Raw genomic sequence first — 23614 nt, 5'->3', positions numbered from 1 at the left:
GCGGTCGCGCGCTGCAAACGAGCCGCGCCGGGCACACCCCGGCGTGGCCTTCTTACGTTGGGAGTCTGGAGCGCCCCGCGGCGAACAGCGCACGCGCGATCGCGAGGCCGCACCGGTTCGGCGCCTTCAGGACATCGGGTTCGGCGGCGCCGGCTCGGGGGGCAGCGGGATGAATTCACCGTCATCTAGGTCGGGCAGCTTCATGCGGCCGGCGCGCCAGTCGGCCTTCGCCTGCTCGATGCGCTCTTTGGACGAGGACACGAAGTTCCAGTCGATGTAGCGGCGCCCGACAGGCTCCCCGCCGAGCACCAGCAGTGTCGACGGCGCCGTCGCGCGCACCGAAGCGGCGCGACCGCCCTCGATCACGAACATGCGGCCGGCCGCGTGCTCCGCGCCGTCGATTTCGAGCGCGCCGGAAACGAGGTAGATCGCGCGCTCCGCGTACGAATCAGGCAACGGAAGTGCGGCGCCGGCATCGAGCGTCGCGTGCACATAGAACATCGGCGAGTGCACGGGCACCGGTGCCTGCGCGCCGTACACATCGCCTGCGAGCACGCGCACGTGCAGCCCGCGGTCCTCCACGACCGGCAGCGACCCGGCGTCGAAATGTGCAAACGAAGGCTCGATCTCCTCCAGCCCGTCGGGCAGCGCCACCCAGGCCTGCAGCCCGTCGACGCAGTCGCCCTGCCGCCGCGCGCGCTCAAAACGCTCGGAATGGGTGATGCCGCGCCCGGCCGTCATCCAGTTGACCTCGCCGGGGCGGATCGCTTGCTCGGACCCGACGCTGTCGCGATGCATGATCTCGCCGTCGAGCAGGTACGTCACCGTCGACAAGCCGATGTGCGGATGCGGGCGGACGTCGACATTGCGCGACAGGCCGGCTGCAAGATCGGCCGGGCCCATGTGGTCGAAGAAGATGAAAGGCCCGACCATGCGCTGCGCCGAAAATGGCAGCACACGGCCGACTTCGAAACCGCCGAGGTCACGGCGTCGGGGTTCGATCACGCGTTCAAGCATGGCGGCTCTCCTGTCGGAAGAACCGCAGTGTGGCGCGACGCCCGCCGCTGCGGTGCATGGGCGGCGGTACGGAGTGTTTCAACGCGGGGCCCAGCGCGGATTGCGATGAGCGGGCGCTGCTGCGCCGGCGTCAGGCGGCGGGAACTCCGCCAGGTGCGGTCCGGCCCGTGGTCGCTGGCTGCGTCGCCAGGGTGACGCGGTTGCGGCCCGTCCGCTTGGAGGCGTACATCGCCTCGTCGCTTGCGCGCAGCAAGGTCGGGCCGTCGTCGCCGTGCAGCCCGAACAGCGCCACGCCGATCGACACCGTCACCTGCAGCGATTCGCCGGGCACCGCAGCGTCGAAGATCTGCGACTCGATCGACGCGCGCAGCCGCTCGGCGAACACCATCGCGCCCGCGGGCTCGGCTTCGGCGACGACCGCAAGGAACTCCTCGCCACCGAGGCGGACGGGCAGGTCGCTGCTGCGGCTGGCCTGGCGGATCTGGGCGGCCACGCCTGCGAGCACCCGGTCGCCGGCTTCATGACCCCAGGTGTCATTGATGCGCTTGAAGTGATCGATGTCGATCGCGAGGAAGGCGAGCCCGCCGCCGCGACGGCGCGCGACCGGGATCTGCACGCGCAGGTATTCGTCGAGGAAGCGCCGGTTGTAGAGCTTGGTCAGCTCGTCGGTGATCACCAGCTGCTGGAGTTCCGCCTGCTCGAGCTTTGCCCGCTGCTGGACCTTGCTGTTTTCGAGCGCCATCGCGAGCAATTTGACCGACGCGAGCAGCGTGCGCTCCTGCATCTCGCTTGGCCGACGCTTGCGCGGAGAAAGAGCGACGAGGAACCCCTGCGTGCCCGAAGGCGCGAGCAGCGGGTGCACCGCCAGCAGCGTGAGGCCCTGCTTCGCGATGCGGGCTTCGATCTGCAACTGGTGCGCCCCGCCCATCGTTTCCGCGGCGGTCATTGGCTCGCCGAGGTCGAGCGCGCCGCCCAGGCTGGGGTCTGAGGCCGACGTGGCCAGCTGGCGCAGGTAGCCGCGGTCGTCGAAGGCCTGGACCATCGCCGCATCGACGATGCCGTAGGCCGTGAGGATGTCGCAGGCGCTGCGCGCGAGCTGTTCCTCGGGCAGGTCGGGCGTCGACAACGCGGTCGAGAGCGCGGACAGCGTGGCGAGTTCACGCTCGCGCGCCTTGTTGCGGCTCTGGATCATGTGCAGCACGAGAAGCGCAAGGCCGAGCAGTGCGGCCGCTGCGGCCACGCCCCACAGCACCCAGCTCTGCCACGCAGGAGGCGGCGGAGAGAGCACTTCGATGTCCTGCGGCGACGTCACCACGACCTGGAAATCGGAGTCGTATGGCCACTGAGGTTTGTAAATCGACACCACTCCGGTCGCTTGGATGCGCGTACCCGGTGCGTATTGCTTCCAGTTGAAGTTGTCGACGACACGCGCGGGAATGAACAGCGGAATCGACTGGCCGTTCGCACCCTTGAGTTCCAGCAGCCCGAATGAATCCAGCGAGAGTTCGCCGGTTACGCCCTCCAGGCGCACGCGGTGGCCCATGTGGGTCCAGCTGTTCGCCTCGCGGATGTCCAGACCTTCGGACTCGGGCACCTTCGCGCGGCCGATGCGGCGCACCTCCGCATCGCGCAGCTGCACGGCGCCCCGAAACTGGGCGACCTTGCCGGTCGCTTCCACGACGTCGCCAGCCGCGAACTCGGCATTCGAGCGCTCGTTGAACAGGACGATTCCGCCGCGTTCGTCCTGGATCACGAGCTGCAGTGCGCGATTGCGCATGACGCCGCTGGGAACCGTCACGACGCCGCGCGTGCGCACGAGTTCGTTTTTGCGATCTGGCACCGTGTCGCGGTCGCGGTCGACGAGGAGCTTGTCGATCGTTTCGAGCTTAGGCGGTGCCTCCCGCTGCTCCGAGGACGACGCGCGGTCCGATGGGGCGGTGGGCGCGCTCGCGCCGACCAGCGGCCAGCCCGTGCAGAGAAGGATCAGCGCAATCGAGAGATGAGGCAGGCGCACGGCTGAAGTCGGCATGTTGATCGGGATGCGCGACCGAGGGGGCGCTTGAGGATTTGACGGCCGGGCACGGACTTTCTTGAGCGGCGATCGCCGTCGGCGGTCACACCGTGGCTGCATCGCGCGTTGACGCGCACCGGGTCACGCTGGCCCCCTCCCGCAAGGTGAGCCTGCCTGCCGTGCACGATGCTCCGCTCGAAGTGCCCTGCCTGCACTGCCAGGCGCTCAATCGGGTCCCGCCGGCCCGTATCGGCGAGGCGCCCAACTGCGGACGCTGTCACTCGCCGCTGTTCGCGGGTCGCCCGCATGCGCTGACGACCGCCACCTTCGACGCGGCGCTCCGGGGCGACCTGCCACTGCTCGTCGACTTCTGGGCCCCGTGGTGCGGACCGTGCCGAACGATGGCACCGCAATTCGAGGCCGCGGCCGGACAGCTCGAGCCGCGCCTGCGCCTCGCGAAGGTCGACACCGAGGCCGAGCCGGCATTGGGCCAGCGCCATGGCGTGCGCAGCATTCCCACCGTCGCGCTGTTCAAGGGCGGGCGTGAGATCACCCGTCAGGCGGGCGCGATGAGCGCCGCACAAATTGTCGCGTGGACGCGTTCGCAGGGCGCAGGCTGATATCCGGTCGACGGTCGTCGCCGTCCGGACATCAACCCTTGGGCAGGCGGAACGTCAGCGTCCGCGATGTCGACGCCGCCGATCCCGTCGACTCGAACCGCCAGCGCGACGCGGCGGCCAGCGCGGCCCGGTCGAACACGCCGGCCGGCTCGGCGGAGACCACGCGTGCGTTCGCGACGCGACCGTCGGGCTGGATCGTAAATGCGATTTCGACATGCCCTTCGAGCTTGCGGTTCATGGCCGCGAGCGGGTAACGCGGCGCTTCGTCCTCGAGCAGGCGGGGAAGCGAGCGTTCAGCGGCGGCCGTCTGCGAGACACGTGTTGGCCTCTCGGGTTCGCTGGCGACGGTCGGTGTCGACGGCACGCCGGCCGGGACGGGCTCGGCGCGGAGTGCAGCCGCGACCTCTCGCACGACGGCCGGGGCGGCCGCCGCCGCCGGCGCATCGAACTCCGCTGCCGCCGTGGGCGCGTTGATGAAGCGAGCGACGCTTGCGGTCTCGCTCGCCTGCGCTCGACGCTGATCCTCGGCGTGCATCGCCAACGCGGCGTCGCGCGCTGCCGTCTGCTCGTCCGCGAGCGATGCGCGCAAGCCGGCGAGGGACGCACGCAGGCGCGGCAGCGCGGGTGCTCGGTCGTCGATGCGCGACAGCAGCGCCAGCAGACGATCGGACTCCTCCGGCTGTCTGCGCGCGAGCGCCTGCTCCGCCGCGATGAGCACGTAGGGTTGGAATTCCACGAGCGCGGTCGCGATGGCGGCATCCCCGGGGGCCTTGTCACGGAGCGCCAGGTAGTACTCGACCGCGTTGTCACCGCCAGGCGTGTGCACGCGTCGATCCCGCAAAGCCTGGCTGGCGAGCGCACGCAGGCGATCGTGATCGAGCGTGGCCAATCGTTCGGCCGGCTGATCGCTTTGGACAGCGGTCGCCCCGGCAGCGGCCTCCCCCGGGTCGTGACCGCCTTGGCAGGCGGCGAGCGCGGCGGCGAGTGCGACCGACAGCGAAGAACAACGGAACACGACTAACGACTTCGACATGGGATCCCCGGGCGGTGACAGGCGCGGGGAGCCTAAAAAGGCCGTGTTACGCGGCGATGGCCTAGTGTTTGCGGAATACCGCGCTCGGCGCGGCCTCTGATGGCGGCGCCGCTGCCACTCCGGACACGTTCAGTGCGGAAGCGGGGCGGGGCGGCCGAAGTGGAAGCCTTGGCCGTACCGCACGCCGATGTCGCGCAGCATCGCCGCTTCGGCCTCGGTCTCAATGCCTTCGGCCACGATGTCGAGCTGCGAACGCCGCGCGAACTCCACCGTCGCGGACGCCAGCGCCTGCTTGGCCGAATCCTCGTCGATGCCGCGCGTGAGCTGTATGTCGAGCTTCACGATCTGCGGCCGCACGCGCAGGACGTGGCTCAGGCCGGAATAGCCAGCGCCGAAGTCGTCGACGGCAATCCGCACCCCGCAGTCGCGGCAGGCCGCCAGCGCGGCCATCAGGGGCTCGTACTCGCTCACCACCGCATGCTCGGTGACCTCGACCAGCACCGCGCCGCCACCGGCTTGGCGCAGCGCTGTGAGGAGGTCACCCGATTGCAGCAGCGCAGGCGATGCATTGATGCCCATGTAGAGCTGCGAGGGCATGCGCGACCGCTGGCGCAACGCGGCGCGTACCGCGGCAAGTTCCACCTCCTGGCCGAGCCCGAGCGCCCAGGCCTCGATGAACCACCGATCGGGCGTGAGCACGGGATCGGTATCGAATCGGGCGAGCGCTTCCATGCCCACGACTTCGCCGCCGTCGAGCTCGACGATCGGCTGGAACACGATCCGCATGTTGTCCACCGCCGACCGAACACGCGCGATCCGGGCAGAGCGCGCCGCGCCGGCGGCCTGGCGCTCGCCAAGTTCGTTGCCGATCAGCGCACCGAGCACGCGCATGAACTTCACGTCGCGCTCGTGGATGCTGCGGTCCACCTCGTGGCTGATGCAGCACAGCGTGCCGTAGAGGCTGCCGTCGGGCAGCTCGACCGGGACGCCGATGTAAGTGCCGATGTCGAGATCGCGGGTGATGGCGAGGTCACACACCCGGGGGTCATTGCGGCCGTCCTGCACGATCGAGGGCAGCTCGCCACGTGTAACCCGACGGCAATACGTCTGCTCGAGCGGATACGACGTGCCCGGCGCCACCGGGTTGCCGTGGACCTGCCCCGACGTCGCGCGCACGACCTTGGTCGAGCCTTCGAACTCGCACAGGAAGCCGATGTCCGCATCCAGATGTTCACGGGCCGCGGAGACGAGCCTGTTCAGGAACTCCGGCGTACCGCGCTCCAAGTCGCTGAATGCCATCCCGAGCGAGGGCACCTGGGTCCCGTCGAGCGCAGCGCGCGACGGCTCAGCGTGCAGGCCCGGCGCTTGAGCAGGCGTTCCCGGCAATGCGGTCGAGATCGTGCGTTGATCCATAGCTCATTTCCCCCTGACTCCCGTTCTCCCGGGTCTTGCTGACGCCGCGGTCCATCCGGCGATCTATAAGAGAGAAACGTAACGTACGTGCTACATCCGGCCTTTCTCAACCGGAGAGCTGTGAGACCGACGTCGCCGCCCCGCGAACGCCGTTCAGACCCGCACCATGTGAAGGGGAAACGACTGAATCCGGTGTGATGGCCTTGTGCAGCATCCGCTGCCGTCTATAGCAGTGGTTACGAGGGACCGATCGACATGGTTGCAACGACGCATTCAGCAGCGCGCACGGCTACGGCCGGCAATGCGCGGCTTCATTATCTCGACGCGATGCGCAGCGTGCTGATGCTGCTGGGCCTCGTGCTGCACTCAGCGCGACCGTACGACACGGGCTCGTGGCGGGTGAAGGACGTGCAGCAACTGCCTTGGCTGGACGCCGTGGTTGCGACCTTGCACCTGTTCCGCATGCCGGCGTTTTTCGTCATCGCCGGGTTCTTCGCGATGTACCTCGTGCGTAAGCGCACGACCGGCGTCTTCTTCAGCGAGCGCATGCGCCGCGTATTGATACCGCTCGTTGTGGTGCTCTGCACGCTGAACGTGCTGCAGGCTTGGTTCGTCGCGCGGTTCGTCCAGAACGATGACTCCCCGTTCGTCAGCGGGGTGCTGATGCCTGCGTTTGTCGACGGCGAACTCGTGTCGCACCTGTGGTTCCTGGGGTGCCTCGCGGTGTACTTCGCGCTGACGACGATTGCAGCCCCGGTGCTGCGCCGCGTCGGCGAGTGGGAACTGCCGCGCACGCGGCACGGCGACACGCTTGCGCTCATTACTGTGCTGGGCGCCGCGGTCGTGGCTCCGGTGGCGATTGCCGCGTTCGGCTCGGCGTTCTCGCCGTGGCCGCAGCAGCATCTGCTCGGTGTCTTCCGCCCGATGACGATCCTGGCGTACCTGCCGTTCTTCCTCGTCGGCATCGTGCTGTGCATGCTGCCGGACCTGCTCGCGCGGTTCTCCCGCATCACCGTGTGGTCGGTCGCGCTTGCGCTGGTGGGCGTGGCGGGTCTGCAGTACGCCGAAACGCAGGGGGGCACCGTCGGCAAGGCGCTGGCGCTCGTGTCCGAGGCCCTGCTCGCATGGATGGCGATCCGCGCGGTGTTCGCGCTGTTCCGGCGTTACACCGACCGGCCGTCGCCCACGTTCCGCTACCTGTCGGACGCGAGCTACTCGATCTACCTGTTCCACCACCTGATTGTGATCGTCACGGCCACGTGGCTCCTGCCGATCGCGCTCGCCGCCGGGGTGAAGTTCGCGATCGTGCTGACGGTGGCGACGCTGCTATCGCTGGCGCTGTACCACGGTCTTGTGAGGCGCTCGCTCGTGCTGTCGTACCTGTTCAACGGCGCGCCGCCGCCCGCCCTGAAGCTGCCGCAGGCCGCACGCGGCCCGACTTCCGGGGCGGGTGCCGACGGCGATGGCCGACCGCGCCGGGCGCCTGCGCGGGCCTGACGCAGTCAGAACCACGGCGTAAAGGCGCGCGAAGCGGGAAGCGGGAAGCGGGGCTCAGTGCGTGGGCCCCGCGGCGCCCGGTTCGCTGCGCTTCTGCATGTGCTCGATGCGTTCGGCCTCGAGAGCGACGAGCTGAGCCTCCAACGTCAGGCCGGCGTCGGCTGCCTCGCGGGTCGCTGCGGTGAGCAGCGGTTCGGACACGCGGCGGCGCAGAACGACGTCGCGTGAGGCATGCACCGCGATCGCCCGGTCGAGAAGGGCGATTGCCATGGCGGCGCTGTCGGTCGACGTGATCACCCGGCCGCCGAACACAAACACGTACTCGCCGTCGCGCTGCGCGATGCCCCCCACGATGGCCTCGTCGCGATCAAGCAAATGGGCGAGGGCGGGCATTGGGGCTGGGCGCCGCGTCGCGTGCGGCGCGTGCTTGCGCCGGGCATCGCGGCGGGCCTTGGAATTGATCGACATGGAAGCTCCGGTGCAGCGCTGCGCACGTGCAGGCGCAGCGGGAAAGTGATCGGCCTCGACAGGGCACGCGGCGCGGCCCCGCTGCGGGATACCGCCGAGGTCGCCCATGATCGCGGCCGCCCTCTGTACTGTCACGCGAAGCAGCTAGCGCGGCCGCGCACGTGTTCAAGGCCGTGGTTTCAAGGGCAGGCTCGTTGCGGGCGGAGACGCCCAAGTCGCGCCATTAGTCGAAGACCGTCGAGCGAGCCTCCAAGCGACGTCCGACCGTGTCACTCCAGCGGCGTGTTGTGATCGAGCAGGTCGGCACCGCCCCGCTTGCGCACCTCCTGGTCGATCTGCTCCGTGAGATCGCCGGTCGAGCGCGTGTCGATCGGGGGCCCGGACGGGCGCTTGGGGCGCTCGACGCTGGGCGCCTCCGCCGCGGAGGGCGGCGCGGCCGGGCCGGGGACCGCCGAGACCGTCGGGCCCGCGCCGTCGAGCTTGAGCCGGTAAATGGGCTCCGGCAGGTCCACGTTCTCGGTATCGAGCGCTTCCTTGACGATGCGAACGGCCTCGCTTCGCACCAGCAGGTAATCGTGCGACCTCTGGTCCACCCAGCCGTGGTAGCGCATCTGCACGCTGGAGTCGCCCAGCGCCATCACGAGGGCGCGGGGCGGCGGTGAGTCGACGACGCCCGGGACCGTGCGGAGCGCGTCGATGCCGACATGCTGGGCGTGCACCAGGTCTTCCTCGACGCCGATGCCCACATCGAACTCGAAGCGACGGGTGGGATTGCGCGTGTAGTTGAGCGCCACGCTGCGGAACACGAGCGCGTTCGGCAGCCGGAGGTGATTGCCATCGAGCGTCATGAGGATGGTGGCGCGCGACGTCAGCGCGATCACGTGGCCCTGGTTGCCGTCGATCTCGACCAGGTCGCGCGGCGAGAAGGGCTGGCGAAGACTCAGCAGCACGCCCGCTAGGTAGTTCTCGAGAATGTCCTTGAACGCAAAACCGAGCGCGACACCGAGCACGCCGGCCGTGCCGAGGATGGCGCCGACCATTGCAGTTGCATTGAGAATTTCGAGCGCGATGACGACGCCGATCAGCGTCACCGCCCAGCGCACGGTGGTGCGCGCGAGATCGCGCAGGAACGGGTTGTGCCGGCCCACACGGTCGAGCGCGCGCCGCTTCGAAAGCCAGCCGCCGATCATCCACGCAAAAACGATCACCACCAGCGCGATCAGGAACACCGGCGCCGCGGCGAGCCAGCGTTCGACGTCTTCCATGAGTCGTGCGAGCACAGCGTCTGCGTCGAGTCTCGGATCGGGTGCTTTCATGCGCGAGCCTCGCTGCCGGGGATCTCGACGCTAGCCCAGCCGGTGTCAACGATGTTTCAGGGTCCGCGTGGCGGAGGCGCGCGCCTCATGTCCTCGGTCCAACTCAGCCCGCTGGTGGACACCACGCAGCGCACCCGACCCGATCCTCACGCATAGACCATCTTGCGCACCATGCCGCCGTCGATCACGAAGTTCTGCCCGGTCACGAACGCCGACTGCTCGGAGAGCAGGTAAACCGCGAGGTGCGCGATATCCATCGGAGTCCCCGCGCGGCCGGCCGGATGCTGTGCGTGGTCCTTGCGCGTGAGCTTCGGGGGCTTGCGATCGCCCGGCTTCTGCCATTGTTCGGTCGGCACCCAGCCCGGGCTGATCACGTTGACGCGCACCTCCGGGCCCGCGCTCATCGCGAGCGCATGCGTGAATGCGACGATGCCACCCTTCGCGGTCGCATACGGCTCGGTGTCCGCCTCCGACATCAGTGCGCGCGTCGATGCGAGGTTGACGACCGAGCCGCCGCATTCGCGCAGGCTCGGCAGCGCCTGCCTGCAGCACAGGAGCACGCTGGTGAGATTGACGGCCATGTAGCGGTTCCAGTCGGCCAGCGACAGCGATTCGAGCGGGCCAGCATCGGGATCGGCAATCGCTGCGTTGTTCACGAGGCCGTCGACGCGTCCGAAGGTCTTGGTGCCGTGCTCGACGAAGCGGCGAACCGAGGTCTCTTTCGAAACATCGAGTTCCCGAAAGCGCGCCGCCTCGCCGACGTTCCACTCGGCTAGGCAGGCCTCGCCCGCCTCAACATCCGCGTCGCCGATCAGGACGGACCCACCAGCCCCGAGGACGCCCTGAGCGATGCCACGCCCGATGCCCTGTGCGCCGCCGGTGATCAGTACCACGCGCCCCTTGAGGGGTAGGGGATCGGGCGGTTGGATCGGCGGTGGCGTCGGCACGGGCAGGCTCCGGCATGCTGGGAACCCGGTTATAGGCACCGAACGTGATGAACGGGCAAAGGGTGGCGGCGTTCGACATGCAGCGTGCATTGCTGCCAATCGTGTCGATTGCCCGCCTCTGACCGTTCACGGTCGCAACGGCTACGGAACGACACGGCGAGACCGGGGGCGGCGGGTCATGCAGTTCGCCCTACGCGAACGGCCGGACGCAGCCGGCGCTACGCCCGATCCGGCGATTCGCATTGCCGGCCGCAAATGCGTGCGGCTCGTAGCCCAAAGGTCACTTGACGCTGCTCTCACGCGATCCGCACAGTCGGTGCGCTTCGCACCTTCATGCCCGCCGCACCGCCGGGTTGCCTCGCGGGCCCTTCTGGGGAGAGATCACGTGGATCGACGTTCATTCCTGACGATGTCGGGCATCGGGGTGGCCGGCCTGATGTTGCCGTTCGGCCGGGCCATCGCCGCGGAGGCGCTGCTGGTGCCGATCGACGTCGCCAAGAAGAAGGCGCTTGCCGACACCGCGCTCGCCGCGGCGACGTCGGCCGGTGCCTCCTACTGCGACGTCCGCGTCGGCCGCTACCTCAACCAGTACGTCGTCACGCGCGAGGACAAGGTCCAGAACGTGGTCAACACCGAATCGACCGGCGTCGGCGTGCGCGTGCTCGTCAACGGCGCCTGGGGCTTCGCGGCGACGAACGACCTGACGAGCAAGGGCGTCGCGAATGCCGCCCAGCAAGCGGCGGCGATCGCAAAGGCGAACGCGAAGATGCAGTCCGAGCCGGTGCAGCTCGCCAAGGCGCCGGGGTACGGCGACGTGTCGTGGAAGACGCCGATCAAGAAAAATGCACTCGAAGTGCCGCTCAAGGACAAGGTGGACCTGCTCCTGGGCGTGAATGCCGCGGCGATCAACGCCGGCGCAAGCTTCGTGAACTCGATGCTGTTCCTCGTCAACGAGCAGAAGTACTTCGCCTCGACCGACGGCAGCTACATCGACCAGGACGTGCACCGCATCTGGGCGCCGATGACGGTTACCGCGATCGACAAGGCCACGGGCAAGTTCCGCACCCGCGACGGCCTGTCCTCGCCGATGGGCCTGGGCTACGAATACCTCGACGGCGACAAGTCTCAGAAGTACGTCTCGCCGAACGGCGTGGTCAACTACGGCCTGTCGTACGACATGATGGAAGACGCCGTGGCCGCGGCGAAGCAGGCGAAGGCCAAGCTCACCGCACCGTCGGTCAAGCCCGGCAAGTACGATCTGGTGCTGGATCCCTCGCATACGTGGCTCACGATCCACGAGAACGTTGGCCACCCGCTCGAACTCGATCGCGTGCTCGGCTACGAGGCGAACTACGCGGGAACCAGCTTCGCGACTCTGGACAAGCGCAAGGAAAACTTCCAGTACGGCAGCGAGATCGTCAATCTCGTGGCCGACAAGACGCAGACCGGCAGCCTCGGCGCGGTCGCGTACGACGACGAGGGCGTCAAGACCAAGCGCTGGGACCTCGTGCGCGAAGGCAAGCTCGTCGACTACCAGACCATCCGCGACCAGGCGCACATCGTCGGCAAGACCGAGTCCGATGGCTGCTGCTACGCGGACTCGTGGTCGAGCGTGCAGTTCCAGCGCATGGCGAACGTGTCGCTGCAGCCGGGCAAGCAGAAGCTCAGCGTCGCGGACATGATCAAAGACGTCGAGGACGGCATCTACATCATCGGCGACGGTTCGTTCTCGATCGACCAGCAGCGCTACAACGCGCAGTTCGGCGGCCAGCTGTTCTACGAGATTAAGAAGGGCGAGATCACGCGCCAGATCGAGGACGTGGCCTACCAGATCCGCACGCCGGAGTTCTGGACCGCCTGCGCCGGCATCTGCGATGAGAGCGACTACCGCCTCGGAGGCTCGTTCTTCGACGGCAAGGGCCAGCCGAGCCAGGTCTCGGCGGTCTCGCACGGTTCGAGCACCGCGCGCTTCAACGGCATGAACGTCATCAACACCGCCCGTAATCTCGGCTGAGCCGCGCGAGGACATCGAACATGAGCATCTACACCGAAGAGCAGGCCCGCGCGATCCTCGACAAGGTCATCAAGCTCTGCAAGGCCGACCAGTGCACCGCGTCGCTGACGGGCTCCGTCGACGGCAACGTGCGTTTCGCACTCAACAACATCTCCACCAGCGGCATCGTCGACAACACCGAGCTCGGCGTCGAAGTGGCCTACGGCAAGCGCGTGGGCACGGCGACGATCAACGAGTTCGACGACGCCTCGCTCGAGCGCGTCGTGCGCCGCGCCGAGGAACTCGCGAAGCTCGCGCCGGAAAACCCCGAGTTCATGCCGGCGATCGGCAAGCAGACGTACAAGGCGAGCCCGACGTTCAGCGCATCGACCGCGGCGATCACGCCCGAGTTCCGCGCCCAGGTCGCGGCCGACTCGATCGCGCCGTGCAAGGCGGAGAAGCTCGTCGCCGCCGGCTTCCTCGAAGATGGCCAGAGCTTCGTCGCGTTCGCGAACAGCAACGGCAACTTCGGCTACCAGCGCGGCACGAAGTTTGACTACACCTGCACCGTGCGCACCGAGGACGGCCGCGGCTCGGGCTGGGTCGCGCGCAACGTCAAGGATGCCGACGAGTTCAAGGCCGATGCCGACATCCGCATCGCGATGCGCAAGGCGACCGAGTCGGCCGATGCGAAGGCGCTGGAGCCAGGCAAGTACACGGTGATCCTCGAGCCGGCCGCGGCCGCCGGGCTCATCTCGTTCATGATGAACTTCTTCGACGCACGCCAGGCCGATGAGGGCCGCAGCTTCCTGTCGAAGAAGGGCGGCGGCAACAAGATCGGTGAGCAGGTTTACGACCCGCGCGTGCAGATCAACGCGGACCCGTGGGATCCGCGCGCGCCGGCCATGCCGTGGGACAACGAGGGCCTGCCGCGCGAGAAGATGGACATCGTCAAGGACGGCAAGATCGCCGCGCTGCAGTACTCGCGCTACTGGGCGCAGAAGCAGGGCCAGCGCGCGGTCGGCCAGCCCGGCAACCTGCTCATGGCCGGCGGCGACAAGAGCACGGCGCAGCTCGTGGCGAGCACGGACCGCGGCATCCTCGTGACCCGCACGTGGTACATCCGCATGGTCGATCCGCAGACCGTGCTGCTGACGGGCCTCACGCGCGACGGCACGTTCTACATCGAGAACGGCAAGATCAAGCACCCGGTGAAGAACTTCCGCTTCAACGAGTCGCCGGTGATCATGCTCAACAACATCGAGGAACTCGGCCGTCCGGTGCGCGTGTCCGACGGTGACGGCTCGTTCGTGATGATGATCCCCGCGATGAAGCTGCGCGATTTCACCTTCACCTCGTTGTCGGACGCGGTCTGACGACGGCATCGGGCCGGCGCCGCACGCGCGGCGCCGGCCCTGAAGCGCACGCCTCGTGCGTGCGCGCACTTCCGGAACGTCGAGTCCGCGCTTTTGGGTAGCATGCCGTGCAACGTCGCGAATTCCTGAGTTTCACCGGCATCGGCCTAGCGGGCCTGATGCTGCCGTTCGGCCGCGCTGTTGCCGCCGAGACGCTGCTCGAACCTGTCGACACCGCGCGTCGCAAGCGCCTCGCCGATGCGGCACTGACGGCCGCGCGCGAAGCCGGCGCGTCGTACAGCGACGTGCGCATCGGGCGTTACCTGCGGCAGTCGGTGATCACCCGCGAGGACCGCGTGGAAAACGTCGTCAACGGCGAGTCCGCCGGCGTCGGCGTGCGCGTACTGCTCGACGGCGCATGGGGTTTCGCCGCCACGCACGTGCAGACGCCGGAAGCCGTGGTCGAGGCCACGCGCCTTGCCGCGAGCATCGCGCGGGCAAACGCGAAGTCGCAGACGCGCCGCGTCGAACTCGCGCCCGTGCGCGGCGTCGGCGAGGTGCGCTGGGCCACGCCCATCCGAAAGAATGCGATGGCCGTGCCGATCGGCGAGAAAGTCGACCTGCTTCTCGGCGTCAATGCAGCCGCGATGAAGGCGGGGGCGGACTTCTTCAATTCAACATTGTTCGTGGTCAACGAGCAGAAGTATTTCGCGTCGACCGACGGCAGCTACATCGACCAGGACGTGCACCGCATCTGGCTTCCTCTTACCGCAACGGCCGTCGACAAGACCAGCGGCAAGTTCCGCACGCGCAATGGGCTCTCGGCGCCGATGGGCCTGGGCTACGAGTACCTCGACGGTGACAAGGCCGGGCGTTTCGAGCTTCCCGGCGGCGTGGTCGGTTACGGCACAAGCTACGACGTGATGGAGGACGCCGTTGCCGCGGCGCGCGATGCACGCGCGAAGCTCAAGGCGCCGTCGGTGAAGCCGGGCAAGTACGACTTGGTGATCGACCCGTCGAACCTGTTCCTCACGATCCACGAGAACGTCGGCCATCCGCTCGAACTCGATCGCGTGCTCGGCTATGAGGCGAACTACGCGGGCACGAGCTTCGCGACGCTCGACAAGCGCGAGCAGGGCTACCGCTTCGGTAGCGACATCGTGAATTTCGTCGCCGACAAAACGCGGCCCGGCAGCCTCGGCGCGGTCGGCTACGACGACGAGGGCGTCAAGACGCGCGAGTGGCACCTGATCCGCGACGGCATCCTCGTCGACTATCAGGCCACGCGCGACGAAGCGCACATCCTCGGGCACACCGAGTCGCACGGTTGCAGTTATGCGGATTCGTGGTCGAGCGTGCAGTTCCAGCGCATGGCGAACGTGTCGCTGATGCCGGGCACGAAGCCGCTCAGCGTTGCCGACATGGTCAAGGGCGTCGAGAACGGCCTGTATATCCACGGGCGCGGTTCGTACTCGATCGACCAGCAGCGCTACAACGCGCAGTTCGGCGGGCAGCTGTTCTACGAGATCAAGAAAGGCGAGGTGACCGGGCTCGTCGAGGATGCCGCGTACCAGATCCGCACGCCGGAGTTCTGGAACGCGTGCACCGCGATCTGCGACGAGCGCGATTTCCGCCTCGGCGGCTCGTTCTTCGACGGCAAGGGCCAGCCGAGCCAGGTGTCGGCGGTGTCGCACGGCTCGAGCACGGCGCGCTTCGACGGCGTCAACGTGATCAACACCGCGCGCTCGATATGAACCGCGCGCAGTTCCTTCGCTTGATGCTCGCTGGCGCCGCGGGGGCGATGCTGCCGTCGATCGCGCGTAGCGCAGCGGGGGCGTACGACTTCTGGTTCACCCGCCTCAAGTACGACTCGGGCGACTGGGACGTCGATGCGCGCATGCCGGCGAACCTCATCACCGCGCTCATCGATTACACGAACCTGCGCGTGGATCCGAAGGAGCACGTCGTCGCGCTCGCGGACCCGAAGGTGTTCAACGCGCCGTTCTGCTACCTCGCGGGCCACAAGCTCGTGGAGTTCAACCCGGTCGAGCGGCGCAATTTCGAGCGCTACGTGCGCAACGGCGGCTTCGTGCTCGTCGACGACTGCAACCACGACATCGACGGGCTGTTCGCGAAGTCGTTCGAAGCACAGATGGCGTCGATCTTCGGTCCGAAGGCACTGAAGACGCTGCCGAACACGCATGCGTTGTACCGCAGCTTCTTCAAGTTTCCGGACGGGCCGCCGGCCACGGGCTTCGAGCTCAACGGGTGGGGCGACGACCTCGTCCACGAGTACCTCAAGGGCATCACGATCGACGGCCGGCTCGGTCTGCTCTACAGCAACAAGGACTACGGCTGCGAGTGGGATTACGACTGGCGCAACAAGCGCTTCCTCGCCGAGGACAACACGAAGTTCGCGGTGAACATCGTGATGTATGCGCTCAACAGCTGATGTGCACGGGCACCCGAACCGCCGATGACGACAGCGACGCCGCGGCCCAGGTGTCGCGACCTGAGATCAGGCGCATCGGCAGATGCCGGTTCTTGTCCCGCGCACTCAGACCCGTTCGCGCCCCGAAGAACTGGCCGGACTTCCGGACCGTTTCGGTGAGCGGCGCAATGCGCGTTGCTCTCCCGGGCCACCTATTTAAGAACGCAGGATCGCGATGAACGCAGCGCCGACCGACACCGACCTCCAAGCCCAGCTCGCGCGCCTCGGCACGCTGGGCGAGGCCATCGCGCAGGCGATCGTCGGCCAGGACGATGTGGTCGAGCAGCTGCTGATCGGCTTGCTGGCCGGCGGGCATTGCCTGTTGGAAGGCGTGCCCGGGCTCGGCAAGACCCTGCTCGTGCGCTCACTCGGCCAGGCCCTCGAACTGCAGTTCCGGCGCGTGCAGTTCACGCCGGACCTCATGCCGAGCGACATCCTCGGCACCGAGTTGCTCGAGGAGGACCACGGCACGGGACATCGCCGCTTCCGCTTCCAGCCCGGCCCGGTGTTCACCAACCTGCTGCTGGCCGACGAGCTCAACCGCACGCCGCCAAAGACGCAGGCTGCGTTGCTCGAGGCAATGCAGGAGCGCACGGTGAGCTACGCAGGCGTCACGCACCCGCTGCCGTCGCCGTTCTTCGTGCTCGCGACTCAGAACCCGCTCGAGCAGGCGGGCACGTACCCGCTGCCCGAAGCGCAACTCGACCGCTTCCTGCTGCACATTCGCGTCGGTTATCCGACCGAGCGCGAGGAACAGACGATCATCGAGCAGACGACGGGCATCCACCAGGCGCAGGTGCCGCGCGTGATGGACGGCGCCGAGGTGCTCGCGCTGCAGGCGCGCGTTCGCGAGGTCCATGTCGGGGCGGAGCTGCTTGCGTGGATCACCCGCCTCGTGCGCGCGACGCGGCCGGGCGACGGTGCGCCCGCCGAAGTGCGCGACTGGGTGAGGTGGGGCGCGGGCCCGCGTGCGGGCCAGTCGCTCGTGCTTGCCGCAAAGGCGCGTGCGCTGCTCCACGGGCGTTTTGCCGCCACGCGCGAGGACATCGCGGTGCTGGCGGCGCCCGTGATGCGCCACCGCCTGCTGCTGTCGTTTGCAGCCGAGGCCGAACAGAAGTCGGCGGACGACGTGGTCGCCGCCGTGCTGCGCGCCGTACCGCTCTCGTCCTGATCTCAGACTCGACGTGAGTCCGGCCCCGCCGCCTGACGAGTTGATCCCGCCGGCCGTGCGCGCGCGCCTGAAGTCGCTGCGGCTGCGCGCCCGTTACGCAGTCGGGACGCAGGGAATCGGCGCGCACGCGAGTCGAAGCCGAGGCTCGGGCCTCGAGTTCGCCCAGTACCGGGCGTACGAACCGGGCGACGAGCTCAGGCAGATCGACTGGAAGCTCTACGCCCGGTCGGACCGGTTTTTCGTACGTGAGGCCGAGCGGGAGAGCCCGCTTGCGGTGTGGGTCCTGATTGACGCCAGTGGATCGATGGCGCAGGAGGACGCGGCCCGGCCCGGGTGGTCACGGCTGGCGGCGGCGAGAGCGATCGCCGCGTGCGTCATCGACGTGGCGCTGCGACAGGGCGACAGGATCGGCATCGCGACGTTGCACGAGGACGGGCTGCGCGTGTTGCCACCGGCATCGTCGTCGCGTCAACGCGACGGCCTGCGGCACGTGCTGAACGGCCTCGATGCCAGCGGGCAGTGGCCACACGATGCCCGGCTGCGGCCGTTGTGGGAGCGCATCCGCGCGAATGATCTGGTCGTGCTCCTGAGCGACCTGTTCGACGCGGGCGCCGTCGAGGTGCTCACCCGTCTCGCCGCGGCCAGGCGGGACGTCGTCGCGATTCAGCTTCTGGCGGCCGAGGAGCGCGACTTTCCGTTCGAGGGCGGGCGTCGCTTTCGGGACCCCGAGACCGGTCGGGAACTGCTCGGCGACGGCGCGGCCATGCGCGCCGAGTTTCTCGAGCGATTTGCGCAGGCGCGCGAGGCGCTTCATGCGCGCCTTGATGCGGCCGGCGTGCGTCATGCCGAGTACGTGCTCGACGAGCCGCTCGACGCGCCGCTGCAGCAGCTGTTCGGCTCCCCGCGCGCATGAGCCTCGCACTGCTGTTGCCGGCAGGGCTCGCAGCGCTTGCGGCCGTCCTGCTTCCGCTCCTGATTCATCTCGCGCGCCGCAGCGAGCATCGGCCCACGATGTTTGCCGCACTCCGGTGGCTGGCCCGCAAACCGAAGCCGCGCCGCCGCATCCGCTTCGACGAGTGGCCGTTGCTGCTCGTCCGCGTCCTGCTGGTGGTATTGGTCGGACTGTTGCTTGCACAGCCCGTGCTCAAGGGCGTATCGGATGGCACGCCGTGGGTGGTCGTCGCGCCCGGCGTCGCCCTGCCGGAGGATCGGTCGACCGCCGCCGCTCGCGATGCGCGTTGGCATTGGCTCGAGCCCGGCTTCCCGGCGGTCGACGACGACAACCGACCCGGCGTCGTGACGCCCGGGTCCGCGTCGCCGACCAGCCTGTTGCGCGAGCTGGACGCCACGCTGCCGCCCGCCGTCGCGCTGACGGTGCTCGTTCCGCCGGAGCTCGGCGGGGTGGATGCGGCGCGTCCCGTGCTCACTCGGCGGGTCGATTGGCGCGTGGTGGCGTCCGATCCGTCCGGCGCTTCCGTCGGTCGGGACCGGGCCGGAGAGGGCGGTTCACTGCCTGCGCCTCCAGGCGTCCGCGATCTTCCACCTGCGGTCAGCGTGCGGCACGCGGCGGACCCCGAACCGGCCTTGCACTACATCCGCGCTGCGCTCGCGGCCTGGGAGCCCGCGCCGCGGCAAGGTGGCCGCGAGGCAGCGACGAAGCGGCACGACATCGCACCCGCCGGGCAGACGGTGCCCGCTTCGGCGAAGCACCTCATCTGGCTCGCCGCGGGCGACGTCCCGCCGGCGGTATGCGCCTGGATCCGGGCCGGCGGCGTCGCGCTGTTCGACGCGGCTGCAACCCCCTGCGCGGTGGCGCCGGCGCGCGTGCTTTGGAGGGACGAGTCCGGCGAGCCCACCCTCGAGGAAGTCGCGTACGGGCGCGGCCGGTCGCTCCGCTTCACGCGTGAGCTGGCGCCCGCGTCGATGCCGGTGCTGCTCGACGGCGCATTCGCCGTCCAGCTTCGAGCGCTTTTCGAGCCGCTGCCGGTCGCGCCGGCGCGGGTGCGCGCCGAGGACCACGCGCCGGCGGTGGGCGGGGCTGCGTATCTGTCGTCTCCGCGCGAGTTGGCGCCCTGGCTTATCGTGCTGGCGGCGCTGATGCTTCTCGTCGAGCGCGCCATGGCCAGCGGACGTCGCCGCGGGGGCGAGCCGTGAGCGCGGTGACGGCGCTTCGCGGGGTCCAGCGTGCCGCTCGGCGGCGCAGCGTGGCCGACACGGCTTGGCTCGCATTGCCCGGCCTCGTGGTCGTCACTGCTGTCGCTGCCAAGTGGGGCAGCCCCGCGGCCGCAGTCGTTCTGCTCGCGCTCGGAGCCGGTGCTGCGGCTCTGGTCGCCCGCCGTCGTGCAAGCCGCTTCGACGACCGCTGGCTCGTGGCCGAACTCGACGCGCGCCGACCGGACTTCGAGGACAGCACCGATCTTCTGTTGGCCTCCTCAGCGCCGCTGTCGCCGCTGCAGCGTCTGCAGCAGGCGCGTGTGCAGGCGCGGGTCGAGTCGGGACCGCTGCTGGACCTGCGTCCGCCGTGGTCGCTCGGGCCCGGTGCGGTCGGGCTCGTCATGGCTGCGTTTCTGGTTGCGGCAGTCGCGATGTGGCCCTCCGCGAGGCCGGTGACGGTCGAAAACGCAGTCGCGCTGCTTGGCGGTGGACCGGTCGCGCCGACCCGCACGCGCCTCGCCTCGGCGCAGTTGGGTGTCGAGCCGCCCGCGTACACGAGGCAGGCGGCGCGGGCGGGCTCGGATCTGAGCGCAAAGGCGCCTGCGGGCACGCGGCTGCACTGGACGCTGCGCTTCGACCCTCAACCGGAAGCCGCGTCGCTCGTGTTCCACGACGGGCGGCGCGTCGAGCTCGCGCGCGACGGCGACGACTGGCGCGCGCGCGATGTGCTCGTGCGCTCGGCGCTCTACCGCATCGAACTCGATCGCGCGGCGCCGCCGCTGCACCCCGCAGCGCGTCACCGGCTCGACGCCGTCGCCGATCGCGCGCCGCAGGTGCGTGTGCTGGAGCCCGACCGCAACCTGAGTCTCGTCACGCCCGGTCAGCGGCACTGGGCGGTGGCCTTCGAGGCGGACGACGACTACGGCGTGTCCCCGACCGGCACGCTGACGATCACCCTGGCTCAGGGCAGCGGCGAGACCATCACGTTCCGCGAGCGCTCGGTGAGCCTGCGGGGAAGCGGGCTGCCCAGCCGGAGGCGTTTTGCGCAGAGGCTCGACCTGGCGTCCCTCGGCTTCGCATCGGGCGACGACCTCATCGTGCGGTTCGCGATCGCCGACAACCGCACGCCGTCGCCCCAGACCGCGCGCAGCGCGAGCCTGATCCTGCGATGGCCTTCGGACCTCGGCACCGAGACCACCGGCCTCGACGGCATGGTCAAGAAGACGCTGCCCGCGTACTTCCGCAGTCAGCGCCAGATCATCATCGACGCCGAAGCCTTGCTGAAACAGCGGCGTTCGCTCGACGCCGAGCGCTTCGTGCAGCGCAGCGACGCGATCGGTGTCGATCAGCGCATCCTGCGGCTGCGCTACGGGCAGTTTCTCGGCGAAGAAGCGGAAGGCGAGCCCGCGCCGCCGCCGCTTCCGACCAACGACGCGCCCGCCGAAGGAGAGTCCGCGGGCGATCACGACGACGCCGGCCCTGCAGGCGCCCCCCGGGACGAGCACGGCCACGCCGCCGGCCACGACCACGGCGAAGAGTCCGAGTCGCCGCCCGCCGCCTTCGGTCGCGACGGCGGCGTGCTCGCCGAGTTCGGCCACACCCACGACGAGGCGGAGGCGGCCACGCTGCTCGACCCGGGGACCCGAACGACGCTCAAGGCCGCGCTGGACCAGATGTGGCAGTCGGAGCTGCACCTGCGCCAGGGTGAGCCCGCCAAGGCGCTGCCGTTCGCGAATCGGGCGCTCGGCTTCATCAAACAGGTCCAGCAGGCCACCCGCATCTACGTCGCGCGCGTCGGGCCGGAGCTTCCGCCGATCGACGAATCCCGGCGCCTCACCGGGGAGCGGGGCGGTCTCAGCCGCCCGGCCGATCCGCTGACCGCCGCGACCGCGCCAGACCCGACGCTCGCCGCGTTGTGGCGCTCGCTCGATGAGACGCCGACCTCCGGGGACAATCCACGCGCGGTCGACTTCGCCGCGCTCGAACGGTGGCTCCGCGAGCACCCGGACCGGGCGGCCGATCCCCTCGCGTTCGTCGCCGCGATCGAGTCGCTGCGCGCGTCGCCGGGCTGCGTGCCGTGCCGGCGCGAACTGCGGGCCCTGGTGTGGCCGCTGCTACCGCGCCCGCCCGCCGCGGTTCCGCGCCGTGACGGTGCCGGCGAGGCCGGGCGCCGTTACCTCGACGCACTGCGCGAGGAGCGTGCACGGTGATGGCCCAGACGCTCGATTGGCTCGACACGCATGCCGACGTCGTCGTTGCGTGCGTGCTCCTCATCGCCGCACTGCTGGCCATCGCCCGACTGTCTCTCGCGCAATGGCGTGCAGCGCCTGCCAGGCGCATTCGCCCGTGGCGGCTTGCCTTGCTCGTCATCGCACAGCCGCTCTGCGCCGCGCTCCTGTACCTGGCGCTGCTGCCGCCGAGCGTGCAGGGAAGCGGCTCCACGCTCGTCGTCGCGACCGAGGGGACGACGCGGGTGCAGTGGGATGCAGCACCACGCGGTGTCCGCATTGCGCTGCCGGAGGCGCCGGCATTGCCCGGCGGCCGGCGAACGCCCGACCTCGCGACGGCCGTGCGCCGTCATCCGGAGGCGACCCGGGTGCATGTGCTCGGCGCTGGTCTCGAGGCGCGCGATCGGGACGCGGCCCGCGGTCTTTCGATCGTGTTCGAGCCGCTGTCGCTCCCGCGCGGCGTGGTCGAGCTCGATGCACCCCAAGAGGTTGCCGTTGGCGGGGCGTTCGGCGTCAGCGGCCGCGTGCACGGCGTGCCTGGAGCCGTGGTCGAGCTCGTCGATCCTGCGTCGCGTCGCACGGACCGGGTGCCGTTGGGGCGCGACGGCGGCTTCACCTTGAGCGCGACGGCGCGGACGCCGGGTGCTGCGAGTTGGGGGCTTCGGGTGTTCGACGGGGAGAAGCGGCTCGTCGAGTCGGTGGACGTCCCGGTCTCGGTCTCCACGCCCTCCGCGCCGCGTGTGCTCATGCTCGGCGGAGCGCCGGGTCCCGAACTCAAGTTCCTGCGGCGCTGGGCGGAGGACGCCGGCGTGCCTCTCCACACGCAGATCAACCTGGGAGGTGGATTGCAGGCCGGCGATCCGCCGATCTCCTTGAGCAAGAGCAGCCTCTCGCGTTTCGACGTGGTGGTGCTCGATGAGCGGGCCTGGTCGTCCCTTGGCGAGTCCCAGCGCGATGCGCTGGCGGCTGCGGTCCGCAACGGACTCGGCATGCTGGTCCGTGTGACGGCCGCGCCGTCCGAGGTCGAGCGTCGCCGGCTGCGCGCGCTGGGATTCAGCGTCGACGGCGGCCGCGATGCCGTGGACGTGCAGCTCGCTCCGGCCCTTGGCGATGCGGATGCGCTGCGCGCGCGACTCGGCCCGGGAACGCCCGACGCGCCGCTCGGCCGCGAGGCAGACGTGCCCGAGGTACCCGTGCTCACGAGGCGCACGCTGCGGATTCGCGCACCGGACGGCGCAACGCTGCATGCCGGCAGCGACGGTACGCCGGTCGCCATCTGGCGCGGAGAAGGGCGGGGTCGCATCGCCGTCTCATCACTGGTCGACAGCCACCGTCTTGTCCTCGGAGGGCGCGGCGACCTCCACGCCGAACTGTGGAGCCACGCCTTGGCAACGCTTGCGCGCGCGCACTCAGGCACCCGCATCGAGATCAGCGGCGCCGGCCCGGTCGGCGAACGCATGACGTTGTGCCGCGTCGGCTCTGACGCACGTGTAATGGCGCCGGACGGCAAAGCAACTGCGTTGACCATTGATCCAGCCACAGGCTCGCGCAGCTGCGCCGCCTATTTTCCAAGGCTCGGCGGTTGGCATCGCCTCCACTCGAGGGAGCAGGCACAGCTGTTCCATGTACGCCGGGCAAACGAGCTTGCCGGTGCGCGCGCGCTCGAACGTCGGGACGCGACACTGCAGCTCGCTGCAAGGCAACCGGAGCAGCAGCCCGCCGGGCCCGCGGCTGGACCGATGCACGCCGGTCCGCGTTGGCCCTGGTGGCTCGCTTGGCTGCTCGTCAGCGCGGCGGTTTGGTGGTTCGAGCGTTCGCGTATCGGACGGCCTGCCTGATGCTGCCCGCGCGTCGTTGCAACTGTGGAGCGAAACGTATCCGGTGAGTCGTGCGTGGCCGG

At 69.2% G+C, this 23614-nt stretch carries 18 protein-coding genes; 11 read left to right on the top strand and 7 right to left on the bottom strand.

Going from position 1 to position 23614, the window contains the following annotated elements; genetic code table 11:
- Positions 1-126: 126 nt before the first annotated feature.
- Positions 127-1017: a pirin family protein gene (locus IE075_RS04295; protein WP_189453630.1), complete on the bottom strand. Its 891-nt coding sequence runs from the start codon at positions 1015-1017 to the stop codon at positions 127-129.
- 130 nt (positions 1018-1147) lie between these two features.
- A complete protein-coding gene (locus IE075_RS04290; protein WP_189453629.1) occupies positions 1148-3046 on the bottom strand; it encodes a diguanylate cyclase in 1899 nt (632 codons plus the stop codon).
- A 161-nt stretch (positions 3047-3207) separates the two neighbouring features.
- Here IE075_RS04290 and trxC point away from each other — a divergent pair, with 161 nt between their 5' ends.
- Entirely contained in the window at positions 3208-3648 is a 441-nt protein-coding gene (trxC, locus tag IE075_RS04285; protein ID WP_189454790.1) for a thioredoxin TrxC, read from the top strand.
- 31 nt (positions 3649-3679) lie between these two features.
- Here the strand turns inward: trxC and IE075_RS04280 are convergent, their stop codons facing one another.
- Together IE075_RS04280 and IE075_RS04275 are read right to left on the bottom strand one after the other, a co-directional pair.
- Complete coding sequence (locus IE075_RS04280; RefSeq protein WP_189453628.1) at positions 3680-4681, bottom strand: energy transducer TonB; 1002 nt, start codon at positions 4679-4681, stop codon at positions 3680-3682.
- 129 nt (positions 4682-4810) lie between these two features.
- Positions 4811-6094, bottom strand: a complete 1284-nt coding sequence (locus IE075_RS04275; RefSeq protein ID WP_189453626.1) for a sensor domain-containing phosphodiesterase — start codon at positions 6092-6094, stop codon at positions 4811-4813.
- Positions 6095-6349: 255 nt separating this feature from the next.
- Between IE075_RS04275 and IE075_RS04270 the strand changes: the two genes are divergently transcribed.
- Complete coding sequence (locus tag IE075_RS04270; RefSeq protein ID WP_189453623.1) at positions 6350-7591, top strand: acyltransferase family protein; 1242 nt, start codon at positions 6350-6352, stop codon at positions 7589-7591.
- A gap of 54 nt (positions 7592-7645) precedes the next feature.
- Here IE075_RS04270 and IE075_RS04265 read toward each other — a convergent pair whose 3' ends face one another.
- The 3 genes from IE075_RS04265 to IE075_RS04255 all read right to left on the bottom strand — a co-directional run bounded on the left by IE075_RS04265 (position 7646) and on the right by IE075_RS04255 (position 10322).
- On the bottom strand, positions 7646-8167 hold the full coding sequence (locus tag IE075_RS04265; RefSeq protein ID WP_189453621.1) for a hypothetical protein: 522 nt from the start codon (positions 8165-8167) through the stop codon (positions 7646-7648).
- Between the two features lie 161 nt (positions 8168-8328).
- Positions 8329-9375 carry a mechanosensitive ion channel family protein gene (locus IE075_RS04260; RefSeq protein WP_189453618.1) on the bottom strand — a complete coding sequence of 349 codons (1047 nt, stop codon included), beginning with the start codon at positions 9373-9375 and terminating at the stop codon, positions 8329-8331.
- A 146-nt stretch (positions 9376-9521) separates the two neighbouring features.
- Positions 9522-10322, bottom strand: coding sequence for an SDR family oxidoreductase (locus IE075_RS04255; RefSeq protein ID WP_229792308.1), 801 nt, complete (start codon positions 10320-10322; stop codon positions 9522-9524).
- Positions 10323-10707: 385 nt separating this feature from the next.
- On the opposite strand from IE075_RS04255, the gene IE075_RS04250 reads away from it, so the two are divergent.
- The 9 genes from IE075_RS04250 to IE075_RS04210 all read left to right on the top strand — a co-directional run bounded on the left by IE075_RS04250 (position 10708) and on the right by IE075_RS04210 (position 23552).
- Entirely contained in the window at positions 10708-12336 is a 1629-nt protein-coding gene (locus IE075_RS04250) for a TldD/PmbA family protein (protein ID WP_189453614.1), read from the top strand.
- Between the two features lie 20 nt (positions 12337-12356).
- Positions 12357-13691 carry a TldD/PmbA family protein gene (locus tag IE075_RS04245; RefSeq protein WP_189453611.1) on the top strand — a complete coding sequence of 445 codons (1335 nt, stop codon included), beginning with the start codon at positions 12357-12359 and terminating at the stop codon, positions 13689-13691.
- 107 nt (positions 13692-13798) lie between these two features.
- Positions 13799-15424, top strand: a complete 1626-nt coding sequence (locus IE075_RS04240) for a TldD/PmbA family protein (protein WP_189453609.1) — start codon at positions 13799-13801, stop codon at positions 15422-15424.
- On the top strand, positions 15421-16122 hold the full coding sequence (locus IE075_RS04235; protein ID WP_189453606.1) for a DUF4159 domain-containing protein: 702 nt from the start codon (positions 15421-15423) through the stop codon (positions 16120-16122). Before IE075_RS04240 ends, IE075_RS04235 begins: the two co-directional genes overlap by 4 nt.
- A gap of 214 nt (positions 16123-16336) precedes the next feature.
- The gene (locus IE075_RS04230) at positions 16337-17332 is read left to right on the top strand and encodes an AAA family ATPase (protein ID WP_189453604.1); all 996 of its coding nucleotides are present in this window, start codon (positions 16337-16339) and stop codon (positions 17330-17332) included.
- 13 nt (positions 17333-17345) lie between these two features.
- Positions 17346-18245: a DUF58 domain-containing protein gene (locus IE075_RS04225; protein ID WP_229792307.1), complete on the top strand. Its 900-nt coding sequence runs from the start codon at positions 17346-17348 to the stop codon at positions 18243-18245.
- Entirely contained in the window at positions 18242-19486 is a 1245-nt protein-coding gene (locus IE075_RS04220) for a BatA domain-containing protein (RefSeq protein ID WP_189453602.1), read from the top strand. Before IE075_RS04225 ends, IE075_RS04220 begins: the two co-directional genes overlap by 4 nt.
- Before the next feature lie 50 nt (positions 19487-19536).
- On the top strand, positions 19537-21696 hold the full coding sequence (locus IE075_RS04215; RefSeq protein ID WP_229792306.1) for a DUF4175 domain-containing protein: 2160 nt from the start codon (positions 19537-19539) through the stop codon (positions 21694-21696).
- The gene (locus IE075_RS04210; protein ID WP_189453600.1) at positions 21696-23552 is read left to right on the top strand and encodes a carboxypeptidase regulatory-like domain-containing protein; all 1857 of its coding nucleotides are present in this window, start codon (positions 21696-21698) and stop codon (positions 23550-23552) included. The genes IE075_RS04215 and IE075_RS04210 overlap by 1 nt, the downstream gene beginning before the upstream one ends.
- Positions 23553-23614 lie beyond the last annotated feature (62 nt).

The sequence above is a fragment of the Cognatilysobacter bugurensis genome, from assembly GCF_014652095.1.
Taxonomy (GTDB): domain Bacteria; phylum Pseudomonadota; class Gammaproteobacteria; order Xanthomonadales; family Xanthomonadaceae; genus Cognatilysobacter; species Cognatilysobacter bugurensis.
The sequence above is the reverse complement of the archived record's forward strand: the minus strand, read 5'-3'. Positions and strand labels throughout refer to the sequence as shown.